The sequence below is a fragment of the Bacillus sp. NMCC46 genome (assembly GCF_002998465.1).
Taxonomy (GTDB): Bacteria; Bacillota; Bacilli; order Bacillales; family Bacillaceae; genus Bacillus.
Genome location: NZ_PVQZ01000003.1, coordinates 245247 through 263176, shown reverse-complemented (window position 1 = coordinate 263176; position 17930 = coordinate 245247). Strand labels below are relative to the sequence as shown.

At 40.7% G+C, this 17930-nt stretch carries 18 protein-coding genes and 1 riboswitch; of the genes, 5 read left to right on the top strand and 13 right to left on the bottom strand.

Annotated features, from left to right (window positions below; genetic code table 11):
- Positions 1-40 precede the first annotated feature (40 nt).
- The 5 genes from C6Y01_RS10855 to C6Y01_RS10835 form a co-directional block, all read right to left on the bottom strand.
- Positions 41-1795, bottom strand: coding sequence for a HAMP domain-containing sensor histidine kinase (locus C6Y01_RS10855; RefSeq protein WP_106038195.1), 1755 nt, complete (start codon positions 1793-1795; stop codon positions 41-43).
- A 3-nt stretch (positions 1796-1798) separates the two neighbouring features.
- Entirely contained in the window at positions 1799-2521 is a 723-nt protein-coding gene (locus tag C6Y01_RS10850) for a response regulator transcription factor (protein WP_034659958.1), read from the bottom strand.
- A 176-nt stretch (positions 2522-2697) separates the two neighbouring features.
- Entirely contained in the window at positions 2698-3513 is an 816-nt protein-coding gene (locus C6Y01_RS10845) for an ABC transporter ATP-binding protein (RefSeq protein ID WP_060597288.1), read from the bottom strand.
- A 19-nt stretch (positions 3514-3532) separates the two neighbouring features.
- Positions 3533-4555 carry a FecCD family ABC transporter permease gene (locus C6Y01_RS10840; protein ID WP_034659961.1) on the bottom strand — a complete coding sequence of 341 codons (1023 nt, stop codon included), beginning with the start codon at positions 4553-4555 and terminating at the stop codon, positions 3533-3535.
- On the bottom strand, positions 4556-5608 hold the full coding sequence (locus tag C6Y01_RS10835; RefSeq protein ID WP_034659963.1) for a FecCD family ABC transporter permease: 1053 nt from the start codon (positions 5606-5608) through the stop codon (positions 4556-4558).
- A gap of 259 nt (positions 5609-5867) precedes the next feature.
- Here C6Y01_RS10835 and C6Y01_RS10830 point away from each other — a divergent pair, with 259 nt between their 5' ends.
- A complete protein-coding gene (locus tag C6Y01_RS10830) occupies positions 5868-6806 on the top strand; it encodes an iron-hydroxamate ABC transporter substrate-binding protein (protein ID WP_106038194.1) in 939 nt (312 codons plus the stop codon).
- A gap of 35 nt (positions 6807-6841) precedes the next feature.
- Here C6Y01_RS10830 and C6Y01_RS10825 read toward each other — a convergent pair whose 3' ends face one another.
- The 3 genes from C6Y01_RS10825 to C6Y01_RS10810 all read right to left on the bottom strand — a co-directional run bounded on the left by C6Y01_RS10825 (position 6842) and on the right by C6Y01_RS10810 (position 9395).
- Entirely contained in the window at positions 6842-8248 is a 1407-nt protein-coding gene (locus C6Y01_RS10825) for an amino acid permease (RefSeq protein ID WP_034659967.1), read from the bottom strand.
- 192 nt (positions 8249-8440) lie between these two features.
- A riboswitch (Lysine riboswitch) is annotated at positions 8441-8619 on the bottom strand.
- 121 nt (positions 8620-8740) lie between these two features.
- The gene (sspJ, locus tag C6Y01_RS10815) at positions 8741-8884 is read right to left on the bottom strand and encodes a small acid-soluble spore protein SspJ (protein WP_034659969.1); all 144 of its coding nucleotides are present in this window, start codon (positions 8882-8884) and stop codon (positions 8741-8743) included.
- Between the two features lie 82 nt (positions 8885-8966).
- Entirely contained in the window at positions 8967-9395 is a 429-nt protein-coding gene (locus C6Y01_RS10810; RefSeq protein ID WP_034659971.1) for a MarR family winged helix-turn-helix transcriptional regulator, read from the bottom strand.
- Positions 9396-9566: 171 nt separating this feature from the next.
- Between C6Y01_RS10810 and C6Y01_RS10805 the strand changes: the two genes are divergently transcribed.
- The 4 genes from C6Y01_RS10805 to modB all read left to right on the top strand — a co-directional run bounded on the left by C6Y01_RS10805 (position 9567) and on the right by modB (position 13627).
- Positions 9567-10058 (top strand): metal-dependent hydrolase, encoded by a 492-nt coding sequence (locus tag C6Y01_RS10805; protein ID WP_060597293.1) that lies wholly within the window; start codon positions 9567-9569, stop codon positions 10056-10058.
- Positions 10059-10183: 125 nt separating this feature from the next.
- Complete coding sequence (locus tag C6Y01_RS10800; RefSeq protein WP_106038193.1) at positions 10184-12034, top strand: LTA synthase family protein; 1851 nt, start codon at positions 10184-10186, stop codon at positions 12032-12034.
- Positions 12035-12185: 151 nt separating this feature from the next.
- Positions 12186-12962, top strand: a complete 777-nt coding sequence (gene modA / locus C6Y01_RS10795; RefSeq protein WP_034659976.1) for a molybdate ABC transporter substrate-binding protein — start codon at positions 12186-12188, stop codon at positions 12960-12962.
- On the top strand, positions 12962-13627 hold the full coding sequence (gene modB / locus C6Y01_RS10790) for a molybdate ABC transporter permease subunit (protein WP_106038192.1): 666 nt from the start codon (positions 12962-12964) through the stop codon (positions 13625-13627). The genes modA and modB overlap by 1 nt, the downstream gene beginning before the upstream one ends.
- Positions 13628-13656: 29 nt before the next feature.
- On the opposite strand, the gene C6Y01_RS10785 is transcribed toward modB, so the two are convergent.
- From C6Y01_RS10785 to C6Y01_RS10765, 5 genes are all read right to left on the bottom strand, one after another.
- Positions 13657-14619, bottom strand: coding sequence for an ABC transporter permease (locus tag C6Y01_RS10785; protein ID WP_095285786.1), 963 nt, complete (start codon positions 14617-14619; stop codon positions 13657-13659).
- Positions 14594-15256: an ATP-binding cassette domain-containing protein gene (locus C6Y01_RS10780; RefSeq protein ID WP_095285785.1), complete on the bottom strand. Its 663-nt coding sequence runs from the start codon at positions 15254-15256 to the stop codon at positions 14594-14596. The genes C6Y01_RS10785 and C6Y01_RS10780 overlap by 26 nt, the downstream gene beginning before the upstream one ends.
- 110 nt (positions 15257-15366) lie before the next feature.
- Positions 15367-15870, bottom strand: coding sequence for a hypothetical protein (locus C6Y01_RS10775; protein ID WP_106038191.1), 504 nt, complete (start codon positions 15868-15870; stop codon positions 15367-15369).
- Positions 15871-16099: 229 nt separating this feature from the next.
- Positions 16100-16945: an aldo/keto reductase gene (locus C6Y01_RS10770; protein WP_034659979.1), complete on the bottom strand. Its 846-nt coding sequence runs from the start codon at positions 16943-16945 to the stop codon at positions 16100-16102.
- A 69-nt stretch (positions 16946-17014) separates the two neighbouring features.
- Entirely contained in the window at positions 17015-17884 is an 870-nt protein-coding gene (locus C6Y01_RS10765; RefSeq protein WP_034659981.1) for an ROK family protein, read from the bottom strand.
- Positions 17885-17930: the final 46 nt, after the last annotated feature.

The window sequence follows — 17930 nt, the reverse complement described above, 5'->3', positions numbered from 1 at the left end:
GAAAAAACGATCTCCTTAAGAAAGGAAAATCGTTTTTTGCCTATTTTACAGAAGGTGATTTTTTTAGGATAATCGCAATAGTTGTTCCAGCACCTAGTTCACTTTCCACTTGAATATCACCGTCATGCAGCAAGACAAGCTCTTTTGCTATTGCCAGCCCAAGTCCTGTTCCATTCGTTGGGTCATTTGTATTTGTCCCTCTGTAGTAGCGGTTAAATAAGTGATCTACCGTTTCTTGTGCCATTCCGCATCCGTTGTCTTTCATTTCGATCCGAACTTCTTCATTTGTTTCAGATAAAACAGCTGTAATATGAGTGCCTTTTTGGTTATGCTTGACTGCATTCGCCAGCAGGTTCTCAATCACTCGTCTGAACCAGGCTTTGTCGATCTCAAACATGACACCGTTTGTTTGATCTTCAAAAGAGGATGAAAAATCCTCAGAAAAGGAGCTTCTTGAAAACTCGTCCATAATAGAGGCTAAAAATTCACCCAGCTCGACCGGCTTTCGGTTAATAGGCAAGGCCCCATTTTTCAATCGGTACGTGAGGTTTAAATCCTCAATCAAGGTCGACATGTATTCTGATTTCTCACGAATCACCTGTCCCATTTCCATGACTTCTTCCTTGGACCATTGATATTGATCAGATTCAAGCATGAGCCCATAACCGTAAATCGTACTAAGAGGTGTTTTCAAATCATGCGACAATCCTGCAATCCATTCTTCCCTTGTGGTTTGAATTTTTCTTCGGTTTGCTTCATTCTCTTTTAATGTAAGCGTGAGCTGATCCATTGTTTTTAGGATATCCTCAAATAATCGGTATTCCCGCTTAATACGACCTTTTTTATTTTTACTGATTGGAATTCCTTTTCTATTTGTTGGTTCCTGCAATTTATTTCTTGATAAGAAAATCAGCCAGCGGATAATGTGATAGATCGGCAGACCATAGCGATACGAGTACCATAATGTCATGACGATAATAACCGTAAGTGCAAGACCTGCAATTAAAATGGTTGTATATTGATTTAAAGCGTCTGTCTCTTTATCGTAAAGTTCGTCTGGGCTGTATACTTTATTTGGTACCGAAACGATGATATACAGGTTTTTATTCACTTTGATATAAGACAGGTCACTTCTAAACTCCCAAGGCTTCGATTGATACTTAAGCAGTTCAACATCTGTTACATCATGTTTCAAATTGGTATTGGCTCGAATGCCTTTTAAATATTTTCCTTCATCATTGAACAGATGCACCGATCCATTCATTCTCTTCAAAAATTCTTTCGTTTCAACCGAATATTGAGATAGTGCAGCCAAATCTTTCTCGTGCTGCTTCAGATAATTGGCGACCTTTGTGCTGTTCGTTTTGAACCCGTATAACACGATAAAGCTTTTTTGATCAATCTCAATTGGCCAGAAGTACATCTTGTAATCTTTAAATTGTCTTTTTTCAAAGATCTTGATCATTTCATCCTTTTGATAGGATGTTGGAATGGTCTTAGGACGGTGATAGCTATAGACGTTATGTTTTTTTGAATCAATCACTTGCAGCCAGCCGTCTCGTTTTTTTACTGCTTGCTTGAGCTGATCATCGGCTTCCATTTTTCCATCCTCGTTAAAATAAAGCCAGCTCATGAGTGTGTCCCCATCAGCCTTTGTTAAACCAGTTTCGGTCATATTCTCATAGTATTTTTTATAATATAGATTCTCAGTAAACGTATTCCCGATCAGCAGAATCGCAATGACGATAAACATCTGTCCGACAAAGTGAAAGAAAAGTTTTGTTCGTAAATTCATGAATTAATTAAGAACCTTCACAGGGTGCGGAATAAATTTATATCCCATACCACGGATGGTCACAATATATTCAGGCTGACTTGGATCTAATTCAATCTTTTCTCTCAGCTTTCGAATATGAACCATGACGGTGTTGTTATCACCATACGACGGGACGCCCCATACTTTCTCATAGATTTGATCTTTTGAAAGAACCACATTCGGATGATCACAAAAGTACTTCAGCAAGGATAGAAGCTGAGCTGAGCATGCCGTCATCTCTCCTCTCACTTTCAGTTCGGCTGAATGAGGATGATATGAGAAATGGGCATATTCATATTGGTTTTGAGCCTCTTCTTGCTCTTCCTGTAAGGAGATATATGTTCGGTTTAAGTGAGCCTTAATTCTAGCCACAAGCTCTAGCGGATTAAATGGCTTTGTAATGTAATCATCTGCCCCCTGCGCAAAGCCGGTCAGTTTATCTACATCAGACGTTCTTGCAGTTAAATAGAAAATGGGTGCTTTCGTATATTTTCTCATTTCAGGAAGAACATCAAAGCCAGACTTACCGGGCATCATCACATCTAGAAGTAAGAGGTGGATGTCCTCGTTTTTGACAACATCTAATGCTTCATCTGCATGGTAGGCTTTATAAATATGCTTGAATCCTTCTTTTTTTAATACGCGTTCAACCATTTTTACAATTGCTTCTTCGTCATCTGCAATCAATATTTTTGCTGTTTCCACGCATCTCTTTCCTTTCTAGCTATGATCTCTAACCGTATATTACCATTGTCTAAAGTAAAAAAGTACCTCTTTTCTGCATAAAAGCGAAAAAATATCAACTGGAGAAAATGGCAGTACTAGGAAGTTTCAGAGACGCAAAAAAACTCGGCTATTCCACCGAGTTCCTTTTACTTCTATTATCCATTCACAGCTTCTAGCTTTCTTTCATGATTCATTAAGTCATATGTTAAACAGATCGGCTTATTTGTTCTAGGATCAAGTACAATTTCTGCATCAATGTGGAATACCTGACCAAGCACCTCTTTGGTCATGACCTCATGAGGCGTCCCATCTTTGATGACTTTTCCTTGATTGAGGGCAATCATGTAATGAGAAAAACGTGCCGCATGATTCAAATCATGAATGACCATCAACACAGTTCGTCCCTGCTCTCTGTTTAACCGTTCTAACAGCTGAAGAATCTCGAGCTGATGTGCAAGATCCAAATACGTCGTTGGCTCATCTAATAGAAGCAGTTCTGTTTCCTGGGCAAGTGCCATCGCAATCCATACACGCTGACGCTGTCCACCGGAAAGTGCTTCAATTGGCCTATCATGAAAAGCGATCATGCCCGTTTCCTCAAGTGCCCATCTGATGATTCGTTTATCTTCATTTGATAAGCGCCCAAATCCATTTTGATGCGGAAAACGTCCATATGACACAAGCTCATACACTGTCAGTCCGCTTGGTGCTTCGGGCGTTTGCGGTAAGATCGCCATTTGTTTTGAAATTTCTTTTGTAGGCGTTTGATGAATAGCCTGGCCATTTAAGTAAACAGCTCCTTGATGGGACTTCATGATCCGGGACATTGTTTTTAAAATCGTTGATTTCCCGCATCCATTCGGCCCGATCAGTGTTGTCACCTTGCCTTTTGGGATACTGATATTTAAATCATCTACAATCAAACGGTCCTGATAACCGATACAAAGTTTTTCTGTTTCGAGCGATTTCATATGTTTTTCTCCTTCCTCATTAGTTCGTTTTCATCAATAAGTAAATGAAGTAAGGTGCGCCTAAAGCAGAAACAACAAGACCAACTGGTACCTCTGATGGTGCAAGTATGACGCGGCCTAGTGTATCTGCCAGTAATAATAACAGTGCGCCAATCAATGCGGAGGCCGGTATCATTCCTTGATGCTTTGGTCCAACAAGCTTTCTCGCCAAGTGCGGTGCGGCTAACCCTAGGAACGAGATACTACCTGCAACAGCGACACTTGCACCTGCTAATGCAACGGCAATCAGCATCAGAAAGCTTCTTTCTTTATGAACCGAAATCCCTAAGCCATAGGACAGCTGGTCACCTAAATTCATGATATTTAAGTAGCGTGCTCTCACAAGCGCTAACACAAGGAAAATGAGCATCCATGGCAGAACAGAAAGGACATACGTCCAGCTTGAGCCCCAAATGCTTCCTGATAACCACACGATGGCTTGGTTAAAATCATTTGGGCTCATTTTTAATTGAATGACCACAATTGCTGCTGAAAACGCAGCATTAACGCCAATTCCCGTTAAAATCAATCGAACAGGTGTGATGCCTTTTTTCCACGCTAACACATAGATGAGAAATGCAGCAAAGCCTGCACCTGCAAATGCGAAAAGCGGCAGTACAAAAATCGTCAAATTACCTAAGTTCGACATCGTGCCTTGGAATGCAAAGATAAAGAGCACAACGGCAAATCCTGCGCCCGCATTCACACCAAGAATACCGGGATCAGCCAAGCCATTTTGAGAAACACCTTGCCAGATAGCTCCTGATACAGCGATGGAAGCACCAACAAGTAAAGCGATGATCATTCTTGGAAGTCTGAATTCGAACAGCACCAGCTCATCCATTTCACTTCCGAATCCAAAAAATGTTTTCAATGTATCTATCGGAGAAATACGAATTTCTCCGGTATTTAAACTAATCAGAAATACCGCGACGATGGCTAAAAAGATCATGAGCATCGTTCGTTTATATTTCTTTTTCTTTGCCTGCTGCACCATTTCCATTTAAATTCCGCTCCTTTCACGTCTAGCTAAATATAAGAAGAAAGGAACGCCTATAATCGCAGTAATGGCACCGACTGGCGTTTCAAATGGAGCATTGACCAGCCTTGCAGCAATGTCTGCATAAATTAACAAAATGGCACCTAAAATAGCTGAGCAAGGGATAATCCATCGATAGTCCACTCCGACCAAGAATCTAGTGACATGGGGAATGACAAGCCCGATAAAACCTATTGAGCCTGCCACCGACACAGCAGCACCGGTTAAAAGAATTACGACCAATATTCCTAGCACCTTGACCGTTTTCGTATACTGCCCGAGCCCTTTAGCCAATTCATCACCTAAGCTCAGTACAGTGATCGAGCGAGCAAGGATCATCGCAATCAAAAGTCCTGCAATGGCGACTGGAATAATGACCTGAATGTTGCTCCAATTCACACCTGCCACGCCGCCCGCATACCAAAAGCTCATGTCCTGAGCGACGTCAAACCGGATGGCAATTGCTGAAGAGATGGAGCTTAAAAGTGCCCCAACCGCCGTACCCGCTAGTGCGAGCTTCACTGGGGTCAGTCCTCCCTTAGACAGAGTACCGACACCAAACACAATAGATGCACCGAGTGCGGCTCCAGCAAATGACCAAAGAATTAATGTGAAAGAAGATTGGCCTGGGAAAAACGCAAATGCTATAGCAATCGCAAATGCAGAGCCATTTGTCACGCCCATAATTTCAGGAGACGCAAGCGCATTTCTTGTCATCCCTTGCATAATGGCACCTGATACGGCTAAAAAGGCACCGACGAGTGCAGCCCCAACTGTACGCGGCAGCCTCAATTCCCGGATGATTTGATGTGAAGTTTTCTGTGGATCAAAATGAAAAATGGCTTCCCATACAGTGTGTAGATGAATGTTTGCCGCTCCTAATGATACCGATAAAAAAAGACCAAATGCTAAAGCGACGATTCCTATGATGACAACAGCTGCTGTTCCAAAGGGCTTCGTGACAATATCCATTGCATCGTCCTTGGCTGGCAGCTGTTTATTCGATTGTGAGCCCAAAACCAGTCTCTTCCTTTCCGTTCATATCTATTCCTTATCAATGATAATGATTATCAATCTCGGAGTCTAGTATATCATTTTCTTTCCTTTTTGAAATCATTGTTCTGAACATTTTCTTTATTTTCATCAAAAAACCGGGAGAAATTCACCATTTTTCTTTAGACCCTAAAATAGCCAATGCATTTTTCATCCCATCATGTTACGATATAATTGAAATTGAGAATCATTATCAAAAGAAAGTGAATAGGAGAGAATCTTTGTGAAAAAACGATCTGGATTTCTTTTGATTTCCTTTGCCATTCTTATGCTTTTTACAGCTGCTTGCGGCAGCACTTCAAATAAAAAATCTGGCGCCAACCAGAATGACACAATCACCTATCAGGATGTCAAAGGTGAGGTCAAACTCCCTAAAGATCCGAAACGAATTGTGCTTCTGGCAGAAAGCTACTACGGAGACCTCGTGACACTTGGCAAGACGCCAATTGCTGCAACTGCACCCATCTTTAAAAACCCTTTCTATAAGGGAAAAACGGATGGTGTCAAAAACCTTGGAACAACCCCTTCTGTCGAAAAGGTAGCCGCTTTGAAGCCAGATATGATTATCGCTTGGGGAGAAGACGAGAAATTTGATCAATACAAAAAAATTGCTCCAACCGTTGCAATTAAATACAATCAATATTCCTTTAAAAATCAGCTAAAAGAATTCGGTAAAATGACAGGGACACCGAAAAAAGCAGCAGAATGGATCACATTATGGGATACAAAAATAGCTGAGGTAAAGCCTAAAGTAACAAAAGCGGTCGGCAGCAAAACCGTTTCAATCGTGTCGCCTTTTGATAAAGGTATTTATATCTTTGGAAACACCTTTGCGCGCGGAGGCGAAATCATTTATGACGAGCTGAAATTACGTGCGCCAAAGGCAGTTAAAAAAGACGCTATCGACAGCGGTGTCGGCTATGCAAATATTTCCCTTGAAAAGCTGCCAGAATACGCAGGCGACTATATTTTCACTAGTCCATGGAGTGGTTCAAAAAGTAAAGGAGACCAAGTGTATGAAAGCAGCATTTGGACATCACTGCCTGCTGTACAAAATAAACACGTATTTGAAATCAATCCTGTCGGGTACTTCTTTAATGACCCAGTGTCACTAGAAGGACAGCTTGAGTTTATTGTGGACCGATTAACATCCGCATCATAAAAAAACGTTTCTCCATATGTGGAGAAACGTTTCCCTTATTCCGTTCCTTTGGCGAATCCTTTTGACATGAATGGATAAAGCAAAATACCTACTAAGAACAGACCGATGCCAAGTCCAAATGTTTTCAAATCAGCTGTGCCTGAAATAATGACCCAAGCGGAATACCCCATCGCAACAAGCGCAATGATTCCGTCTCTTGTTCGCTTCCCTTTTTGAAGATCATACGTGTCACCTTGCATGATGACCTTAAAACTATAGATCGAAGACACAATATACGGAATGAGATACGCAAGTGTCGCTGATGTCGTTAAAAAGGTAAAAGCTTCATTAATCGTACGGGACATCACTGAGAAAATAAACAGTTGTGACATGATATTTGTAACCGTCAAAGCAAAAACAGGACTGCCTTTTTTGTTTGTTTTTGCAAATACTGCTGGGAAATCGCCAGCCTTTGCTGCTTGATACGGTACTTCTGAACCAAGTAAGATCCAGCCAAGCATCGAGCCAAATAAACAAATGATCGCAAGCAGTGCCATGACTATTCCGCCCGCCGGTCCAATAATGAGCTGAAGCACGTCAACGAATGGTTTATCTGAGCCTTGCAACTGATCATGCGGCAGGACGCCCATTGTAATCAATGTAATAATCATGTAGATGGAAAGTGCGATTAAAAGACCTGTAATCGTTGCACGTTTCACATCGCGCTGCGAGGATGCTCTCCCTGATAAAATCACAGCTGATTCGATGCCAATAAATGCCCATAGTGTGGAAATGGCCGCATGATGAATTTGGCCTCCAAGTCCGAGCACTCCTTCGCCTTCTGCTGAAACTGGGAAGTAATAATGTTCAAATAATGCCGTTTGGAATGCAAATAATCCCGCAACAATAAAAAGGACGAATCCAAGTACCTTTGAAAAGGTCGTAATAAAGTTTAACTTACTTGCAGCACTTAAGCTTGTAATTAAGATAGTATGTGTTCCCCAGAGAAGAATGGTACATACAATAAAGGTTGTCAGCTGACCAAGTGTGATCGCTTCTTTTCCAAAGGTGAAAATCTCCGTCTTCACGGTGAGAATAGGGAAAAATGTCGTTAAATAACCGGCAAGACTCGTAATAATTGCGACATTACTAATCCAGCTTGCCACCCAATATCCCCAAACCATTGTAAAACCGGCCGCTTTCCCTTTTTTCGGATCGTTAAAAAGCGCTCTTGCATAACTTTGTGGTCCAGCCGTCAGCTGCGGCTTATGAATGGACAAATGCCCAAAAACAAGTGCAATCATCAGCACACCGCCACCTGTGACAAGCCATGCCATCGTCACACCTAAAGGACTGGCATGCTGGGCAAGAGTACTTGGCAGCATAAAGATGCCTGACCCTACCATATTTCCGACGACAAAAGCCGTCAATAACCAAAAACCCCATTTTTTTGTCTGTTCCATTTCCGTACCTCCGTTATATTCACTTCGGACCAGACCCGGCAGTATCTTCATTGATATATTTGTGAAGCAATGACTTGTATTCTTTATGTTCATCATGGGTCACTTTCTTAACAGCATACCCTTATCTTAGATACTCAGAACATAAAAAAAAGCCTGAACAACAGTCCATGCTTTTCAAAACATACACCTTGATCTCCGGATAGCCCTCCACGCTTCAAAGACGTGGCAGTCCTGCATTTATTCAATGCAGACCCAGCATAAAGAAAGTTGGAGCTCTCTCTACACTTCGGCGCTGATGCCTTTTTTCTCATGATCTTCGATTCCATCTCTCCCATGAGTGACTCATCATCCGCGCAACCTCTACCTCACTGAGACATAGCGTGAGGATTTCTATTCATTTTTACTACACGAAGGTTATCAAACATTCTCACATCTGTCAAAGGGAAAAACATAGAAAAAAGGCAGAGGATCATTTCTCTGCCTATTACCTGCTTATTGATCGTTGTTTTTCTTCTTTTGTACAGCTTCCTGAAGCGGATCGCCTGCTAGCTCTTTGCTTGCTTCTTCTAACAGCTGATCTACTTGCTTGTGGTCTTGCTCGCTTTTCGCCTTTTTATCCTTTTGGAAAAATGACATCGCTGTTTCCTCCCTTTTCATAAAATGCGGTTGCCTGTATAATTTGTGCTACAGTGCGCCGCATTATACAAGGTGGAAAGGCTCAATCATCATGAAAGGTCTGTCTCATTTTTTGCAAATACGTCAAAAAGGTCTTTAAGTCTTCCTTTGTGAAGTCTGACATCATATGCTGAATCACCTTTCCGAAAAGACGTGTATGCTTTTCATAAATCGCTACCCCTTTTTCCGTAGCTTCTAACCGGACTAGCGTGGGGTCGTCTTTGTCACGTTCTCTCTGAATATAGCCCTGCTCACATAATTTATTGAGTGCAATGGAGGCTGCACCTGGGTTTAAGGAGAGTCTTTGTTTCAGCTCTTCGGCATGTGATACTTTGCCTTGTATCAAAATAGAAAGAGCATATATCTGCGGTGGCGTGATGTCTTTTTCTAACTCAAGTAACTTGCGGTTTAATTTACGGCTGACTTCATAATGTACGAGAACAATTTCTTTTAAAATGTCTGCATTACTCATCCGAATCGCATCCTTATCGTTAGTATCAACATGACTTCCCCCTTATTATAGAATGTTTTTCCAATCAGCCAACCCTTTTGTCCTCTTTTTCTTTAGAAATAAGCCTTGCTGAATGAATTCACCCTTGATATAGTGAGTACTTGAACAAAAGATAGAACAGGAGTACGCATCATGACAGGAAAAACACACATTATGGGCGGAATCGCCGCCTCAACGGCCGTCGCCTACTACTACGGACTCGACCCAGTCATCATGGCTGCAGCTGGATCAGCAGGTGCTCTGATCCCCGATCTTTGCCATACAAAAAGTAAAATCGGTAGAAAATTTCCGCTGCTCTCGACACTGATCAGCAGCGTGTTCGGTCATCGCACGTTTACACACAGTTTATTATTTCTGCTGATCATTTATTTTCTCGCGACAACATACATTCCAAATGACAGCTTAAGTACCGGTTTACTCGTTGGAATGGCGAGCCACCTTATCCTTGATGCAGGAACAGTGAACGGCATTAAATTTTTATTTCCAGCTTCCATTAAAGTGCGTCTCCCCTTCTATGTCAAAACAGGCAGCACAGGAGAACAAGTCGTACTAGCTGCTCTCACCGTCGTCACCTGCTATTACATCGCCGTCATCTGCGGCATATCCATCCCAATCCAGTTCTAACAGAATAAAAAAAGAGTTTTGCGAAAAAGACAGGATATGAATTGATCATTCCTCATTTTTTTAGTAGGTTTAAGATAAGTGTTTTTGCCTTGCAGCTGAATACAGAATGGTGAGGAGATACATAAATGAAAGCGTTTTTCAAAAATCACTGGTTTTTAGTGTATTCCATCCTTTTCATGTGGATGAAAACATACATCATTTATCAATTCGGATTTCACATACGAACGGCCAATCTGTTTCATGAATGGCTGCTTTTGATCAATCCACTTAGCTTTTTGCTCCCTTTGTTTGGGATTGCTCTTTTTTTAAATGAAACCAACCAAAAGTTTTTTTTATTGACCGCAAATTTTATTCTAACGGCGATTCTCATCTCGAATACGATCTTTTATGGTTTTTATATTGATTTCATTACCATTCCCGTGTTATTCCAAGCGAAGAACATGGGAGATATGGGCAGCAGTATGACGGAATTATTCCACCCGCTCTTTGTGCTGATGCTCATTGATTTTGTGGTACTGGCATGGCTGCTCAAGCGCAAACCATTAGCCCCAAAAGCGTCATTCAAGACGATCAAAACGTATTATGCGGTCTGCTGCAGCTTCTTATTGTTTCATGTCAGCTCAGCTATGATGGATCACCCTCGATTTCTGACAAGCTCTTATGATCGTGAAGTCATTGTCAGAAACCTCGGGCTTTTCCAATTTCATCTGTATGACGGTGCTGCCCAAACGGCACGCATTGGACAAAAGGCCTTTGCAGATGAAGATACGCTTTCTACTGTAGCAAACTACACAAAGGCTGATTACAGCGCACCAAACGAAGAGTATTTTGGACTTGCTAAAGGCAAGAACGTTGTGTTCATTTCACTTGAATCGACGCAGCAATTTGTCATGAATCAAAAGGTGAATGGACAATCCATCACTCCCTTTTTAAATCAACTGGCTAAAAAGAGTTTTTATTTTGATGAATTTTATCAACAAACAGAGCAGGGGAAGACGTCGGATTCAGAGTTTATTGTCGCTAATTCTCTCTATCCTTCTAGCAGCGGCGCTGTCTTTTTCACAGCGAGTGACAACGAATATGACACGTTATACAAGCAGTTGAAAAAGGAAAACTATGAATCCGTCCAATTTCATGCGAATAATAAAACGTTTTGGAATCGTGATGTGATGTATGAATCGCTGGGAATTGATCGTTTTTATGATGTCGATTCATATCATGTCAATGAACGGAATTCAACTGGCTGGGGCTTAAAAGATATCGACTTCTTTGATCAATCCATTGATCATTTAAAAAAGTTGAAGCAACCTTATTACAGCACATTCATTACACTGACCAATCATTTTCCATTTGAAATTGACCCGAAGGATCAGTTTATTGATGAATATGATTCGTCCAGTACCATTTTAAACCGCTATGTGACGACCGTCCGCTATCAAGATGAAGCGATTAAGATGTTTTTTGACCGTATGAAAGAAGAAGGATTGTATGACAATACGATGTTTGTCCTTATGGGTGACCACTATGGCATCTCAGAGGCACATCATGAGGCAATGGCACAGCTGCTCAATAAAGAGGAAATTACGCCGTTTGATGCGGTCAAACTACAGCGGGTACCCTTTTTGATTTACATTCCAGGTGTCACGGATCAAGCACCGCAGACCATTTCTGAAACAGCTGGTCAAATGGACGTAAAGCCGACACTTCTTCACTTACTTGGGATTGAAACGAAGGATGCCATTCAATTCGGCAATGATTTATTTTCAAATGAACGGACGCCTTTCGCTGTACTGAGAAACGGGAACTTTATTACAGATGATTATCTCTATACAAAGAACACCTGCTATGATCAAAAAACAAAAGAACCCGTGAAGCAGGATGAGGTATGTCAGCCTTATATAGAAAAAGCCAATAAAGAGCTCTCCTTATCAGACAAGTTGATCAATGGGAATTTGCTGCGTTTTTATCAGAAGTAAACAGGATAAAACGATCCCTTTTATCTTCACGCTGAAAGTCGCCATTTGGCGGCTTTTTCTTTTCTCTTTTTACTGAAAGCCTATGAATGCTCAAATAAGTTTGCTTATAATAAAGGGAACCACATGATATTGAATGATAAGAGGTGTGAACATGAAGTATACATTCTTAGCCTTCATCTCCATATGTTTGCTCCTGAGTGGATGCCAAACAGAGATGAAGCCATCTAATTCGAATAAAAAAACAGAGCTTGTGATTTCAGCAGCGGCAAGCCTTCAGGATGCACTAAAGGAAATTGAAGCCTCCTTTCACAAGCAGCATCCGAATGTGACCTTAACGAATAATTTCGGGTCATCTGGCGCATTGAAGCAGCAAATCGCTCAAGGAGCAAAAGCGGATCTTTTTTTCTCAGCAGCTGAGGAGCCCTTCGATGAACTTGTTCAATCTGGAGACATTGATCAAGATTATATCAAGGACGCTATACAAAATGAGCTAGTCCTTATTGTGCCAAAAGATGGCTCTTCCTCTATTAAAAGCTTTCAAGACGTCCGGCACGTAAAAGGAAAGATTGCTCTTGGCACACCTGAATCGGTTCCTGCTGGTACATATGGCAAAGAGATCTTCACACAACTGAACATATGGGACCAAGTGAAAAAGAATGCTGTCTACGGCAAGGATGTGCGGCAAGTCCTAAGCTACGTCGAAACAGGAAATGTAGAAGCAGGTGTTGTGTATAAAACAGACGCCCTCGTTTCCAAAAAAGTAAAGATTGCAGCTGAGGCAAATCCGGACATGCACTCCCCGGTTATATATCCAGTAGGGATTGTAAAAGGGACAGAACATCTAACGGAAGCCAAGACCTTTTTTCAATTTCTTCAATCAGATACAGCCACATCGATTTTTAAGAAATACGGCTTTCAAGTGTCATAATGCTTATGCTGACTGAAGAATTTCTATCTCCCATTTGGCTGTCCGTTCAAGTTGCCATCGTCAGCGGGCTGTTGGCTACTGTTTTTGGCACAACGGTCGGCTTTTGGATGGCGCGAACAACTTTTAAGGGGAAAATGATTGTGGAAACGTTCCTGATGATGCCACTCGTTCTCCCGCCAACAGTCGTTGGCTTTTTATTGCTCGTCGTATTCGGAAAGCATAGTGTAATAGGGGGCGCGATTGAATGGATCTTCCATCAGCCGGTCATTTTCACATGGTGGGCGGCGGTCATTGCATCGACAGTTGTGGCATTCCCGCTCATGTATCAATCAGCAAAGGCTGGCTTTTCTACGATTGAGTCAGATATAGAAGGGGCTGCAAAAGTAGATGGTGCACATTCATTCCAAGTCTTTGCCTATATTACGGTACCTCTTGCCCTGCCTTCCCTGCTGTCTGGCAGCGTCCTCAGCTTTGCAAGAGCCCTTGGAGAATTCGGAGCGACCTTAATGTTTGCCGGCAACATCCCAGGAAAAACTCAAACACTCCCAACCGCTATCTATGTGGCGATTGATTCAGGACGAATGGAACTTGCTTGGTCCTGGACGATTTGTATTGTGATCTTATCTTTTATTATGCTTTTGGCTGTGCGAAGAAGCAGTACTTAAAAAATCCCTCTATGTGAGAATAGGGGGTTTTATACTACATATTTACTTTGCCGTTTTACCATAGTATAAGTCAGCAAGGATGACAAGCAGATAAGCAATGAAATGCAGATTAGAATTGTGGTTATATTCATGGGAATAGGCACAAATAATTGGTAGTTCCCTTTAAAAGAAAACAGATGCAAAGCTAAGTTGGCGATCATGTTTTTTAAATCAAAGACACCTAAGTTTGGGATCAATAAAAAATAGACCATATAGATAACCACAGATAAAATAAAACTACGACATAAACTACCTAAATAAAAAACAAGTGTACTAAATAACCAGCTTGTACATACAACAAACATTAATTGAAGCAGTATAGAATGTTCGGTACTATCTTTATATGTAAACAATTGAACAGATATATCTTTTGATATTACAGAATAAAAGATATGGCTAGCCATATATGAAATAAGAGAAAGAATTGGAATTAAAAATAGAATGATTACATAAAGAGACAGTTGCTTTGAAAACAAAACATCGTTCCACTGATATTGAACCGCTTTAATTTTCATCGTTTTATATTTCACATCATATGTCGCTAAATAGATCGCATATAAACCAAATACAAGTGGATAAAAGATAAAACCCATCCATTCTAAATTAGTTGAAATGACTTGAGTTGGCTCCATCAAATGAAGTGATTGAATAAACTTCTCATAATCATATTTTAAGACATTTTCTACGACTTCTCCTTCAGCACCTGCTAATTCTCCTTCTTCTATGTTAACTGGCATCGTCAAAGCCTTTTTTATATCAATGCCGAGCTCCTTATATTCACTTTCTGTTTTTACATATTGGGCATAGTTGGATTTTGTTGTTTCATATTGTGCATAAACATTCCATAACGAAATCAGCATCAATGGAATAAACAAGATAAGAAATGTTTTAGCATAATATTGATATAAAAGCTCTTTTTTCATTAATTTAAAGATATGCTTGATAAATGTCACCCAAATCCTCTCCTTTTTCCTGAAAGTCATGGATTTGAATCATTGATTTGTCTTTTAAAATAAACAATTCATCAACAATGGATGAATAAAATTCAAACTGATGACCTGTAGCTATAATGGTCATGTCTTTAGACCACTTCTTAATCATTGCTTTTAATTCCATCATTGTTCCATAATCTAAACCATTTGATATCTCATCTAAGAACAAATAAGTTGGTTTTGTTAATGCAATGAATATGAAACTCAATTTCTTTTTTTGACCATAAGAGTAATGTTTGACCTTCTTTTTGAGGATCTCATGTGGTAGATATTCCCTTGCCAGTGTATCACACTTTTTTTGGTCAAAAGGGCTATTTAACAATAATCGTATATTTTGATAACCGTTTAGATTCAAATAGAGTGGTGAATCATCATACATGACCTGAATTTCATTTCTTACTTGATCAATTGGCTGATGATTATACAAGATCTCCCCTTCATAATGTTCTAACTGGAGTAAACATTTCATAAAAGTTGTTTTACCAGATCCATTCTTCCCCATGATGAAATTTATTTTTTGATGTTTTATTTGAATATGTAAATCTTCAAATACAGGCTGATGTCGATATGTTTTTGTCAATCCTTTTACATGGATCATTTTCCAAAAACTCCTCTTACTATTTTTTGAGATTATTTATAATATTTAAACAGCGCTACTATGATTTGTAAATAGTTCTTAAGTAGCACCTTTTCTATTAATCTATAATATTAATCCCAACCATGTTTCCCTTTTCCATTAACCCAAACTCGATCTGTAAAAGAGTTACTCACAAAGGTAACATCTCCCCACGGAGTGGGTGTTCCAAATTTAAGGGTTGTTTTATGTGCCCATTTATGAAGTTTAGATCCCTTATAGTATCTTTTAGAACCATTTTTTACCACTTTGTTAGGGAAGACATAGCCCGCATCTTGAGAACCAGAACTCGATTTGACTTTACCCGAAGAATATTTCCAATCAACATATGATTTTGACCATGCCATAAAGCTCCCTCTAGATGTGGTTAGCCTTTTCGCATACACTTTCGATGCACTTGTAGACATCACACCTTTATTCGTTTCCTTTATTGTTTGTACATACATGGTACTACTAGAATAATCTCCTTGAATTACTTTTTGCTCCTTACTTAAATCAACATTTGTTGCTTCGGCAAATGACGTAGGTAGGATCGTGGCACCCAAAGTTAACGACAAGCCAAGAATGAATTTTTTCATATAATTAACCTCCTTTTATTTACAATTAATAATTTACCAAATAATTCTTTATTGTCCCATGAATTTCATGACATTTAAGGTAGATTTAAGGAGTTCTTCTCCTTTTTCAAGATAACTTAGGATCATAGAATGTCTTTCATTAATAGAAAAAACACCTTTCCATTAGTCATAGAAGTGTATCACTCCTACGCCTATCGAAAGGTGTTCTTATAATTATTCTATTTCATTATTATTCAAACCCAACCGTCATCGTCTCTGGATTCGAGCCGACGCGCTCGTTATTGTTTAATGCATCGATTTTTTCCATGTCTTCTTTTGAAAGTTCGAAATCAAAAATATCTGCATTTTGTTTAATGCGTTCTTCGTTGATTGATTTAGGAATCGTCACGACGCCGCTTTGCAGATCCCAGCGCAAGATGACTTGCGCAACAGATTTGTTGTAGCGTGCAGCAATGTCTTTCAATACGTCATGATCTAATAGCTTTCCTTGCATCAGCGGAGACCATGCTTCAATTTGAATGCCTTTTTCTTTTGCGTATTGACGCAGTTCGACAAGTGTCAGTTTCGGATGAAATTCAACTTGGTTCACGGCTGGAACAACCTCAGCATCTTTTAACAGCTCTTCTAAATGCTGAATGTAGAAGTTGCTGACGCCTATGGCTCTAACTTTCCCATCCTTGTAAAGCGTCTCAAGCGCACGCCATGTGTCTTTAAATGTATCTGCATTTGGGCCAGGCCAATGAATCAAATAGAGGTCTAAGTAATCAAGACCTAATCGATTCAAGCTTGCGTCAAACGCAGCCAGCGCTTTGTCATAGCCTTGATCCGTGTTCCATACTTTAGACGTAATGAACAAGTCTTCTCGTTTCACGCCAGATTCTTTAATCGCTTTGCCTACGCCTGTCTCATTTTTATAAACGGCAGCTGTATCAATACTGCGGTATCCGTTTCGTATGGCTGCTTTTACGGCATCTACCACTTGATTGCCGTCCTCCACTTTGAATACACCTAAACCAAACCAAGGCATTTCCACTCCGTTATTCAGTGTTACGGTATCATTCAAGCTTTTGACCATTTTAACAACCACCTTTTTCATAGATTCCATCTTTTTCATTATCTCACGTTGTCCATTAAAACTCTATTATCAGGCATTTTTCTTCGCTTCGATGGCTAACAGCAAAGCACCTGTCATGCCAGCCTTGTCCTCAAGTCCAGGAGAGACAATGTATGTATCAAGCGGCGGCAGGTCTACATAATCATTGAGATAAGCAGCAAGCTTCTCTCGAATCAGTGGAAACAGCTGTTTTTGCTTCATGACGCCCCCGCCCATCATGATGCGCTCTGGGCTTAAAATGAGCGAGTACTGCATCAGCGCCTGCGCCAAATAATCAGCTTCAAGTGCCCAAACTGATTCTTCCTCCGTGAGCTCTTTGGCAGATTTCCCCCACCTTTTCTCAATCGCTGGGCCAGCTGCCAGTCCTTCTAAACACGTCCCATGCGCTGGGCAGACTCCTTCAAACGGGTCTGATTCATGCTGCCTGACAAGGATGTGCCCCATCTCTGGGTGCGAATGACCGTGAAGAAGTTCGTTTTTTACAACAGCGCCAGCACCGATACCCGTACCGACCGTGATATACATACAGCTATTCAGCCCTTTGGCTGCTCCTTTTGTTAATTCACCTAAGGCTGCCGCATTAACATCTGTTGTAAAGGATACTGGGACCCGTAATTGCTTCTCTAGCTCTGGAATGAACGGGTAATGCTTCCACTCTACTTTCGGCGTGTTCATGATATAACCGTAAGAAGGATCGTCTTTTTGAACACAGATTGGTCCAAAGGAGCCGACCCCTAATGCTTCGATGTCATGCTGCTCGAAAAACGGAATGAGCTTTTGTAATGTTTTTTCTGGGTGCTCTGTCGGAATCGTCATTTCCTCGAGAATGTCCCCATGCTCATTGCCGATTGCACAACAAAACTTTGTACCGCCAGCTTCAATTGCTCCATAATACGCCATCATTGATCTCCCCCTGCTTGTTCTCTTTCTTCATCATAAAACATAG

Coding starts and splice junctions, on each gene's coding strand:
- C6Y01_RS10855 (WP_106038195.1), bottom strand. CDS start 1,795: ATGAATTTACGAACAAAACTTTTCTTTCACTTTGTCGGACAGATGTTT.
- C6Y01_RS10845 (WP_060597288.1), bottom strand. CDS start 3,513: ATGAAATCGCTCGAAACAGAAAAACTTTGTATCGGTTATCAGGACCGT.
- C6Y01_RS10840 (WP_034659961.1), bottom strand. CDS start 4,555: ATGGAAATGGTGCAGCAGGCAAAGAAAAAGAAATATAAACGAACGATG.
- C6Y01_RS10825 (WP_034659967.1), bottom strand. CDS start 8,248: ATGGAACAGACAAAAAAATGGGGTTTTTGGTTATTGACGGCTTTTGTC.
- sspJ (WP_034659969.1), bottom strand. CDS start 8,884: ATGTCATTTTTCCAAAAGGATAAAAAGGCGAAAAGCGAGCAAGACCAC.
- C6Y01_RS10810 (WP_034659971.1), bottom strand. CDS start 9,395: ATGAGTAATGCAGACATTTTAAAAGAAATTGTTCTCGTACATTATGAA.
- C6Y01_RS10805 (WP_060597293.1), top strand. CDS start 9,567: ATGACAGGAAAAACACACATTATGGGCGGAATCGCCGCCTCAACGGCC.
- C6Y01_RS10800 (WP_106038193.1), top strand. CDS start 10,184: ATGAAAGCGTTTTTCAAAAATCACTGGTTTTTAGTGTATTCCATCCTT.
- modA (WP_034659976.1), top strand. CDS start 12,186: ATGAAGTATACATTCTTAGCCTTCATCTCCATATGTTTGCTCCTGAGT.
- modB (WP_106038192.1), top strand. CDS start 12,962: ATGCTTATGCTGACTGAAGAATTTCTATCTCCCATTTGGCTGTCCGTT.
- C6Y01_RS10780 (WP_095285785.1), bottom strand. CDS start 15,256: ATGATCCATGTAAAAGGATTGACAAAAACATATCGACATCAGCCTGTA.
- C6Y01_RS10775 (WP_106038191.1), bottom strand. CDS start 15,870: ATGAAAAAATTCATTCTTGGCTTGTCGTTAACTTTGGGTGCCACGATC.
- C6Y01_RS10770 (WP_034659979.1), bottom strand. CDS start 16,945: ATGGTCAAAAGCTTGAATGATACCGTAACACTGAATAACGGAGTGGAA.
- C6Y01_RS10765 (WP_034659981.1), bottom strand. CDS start 17,884: ATGGCGTATTATGGAGCAATTGAAGCTGGCGGTACAAAGTTTTGTTGT.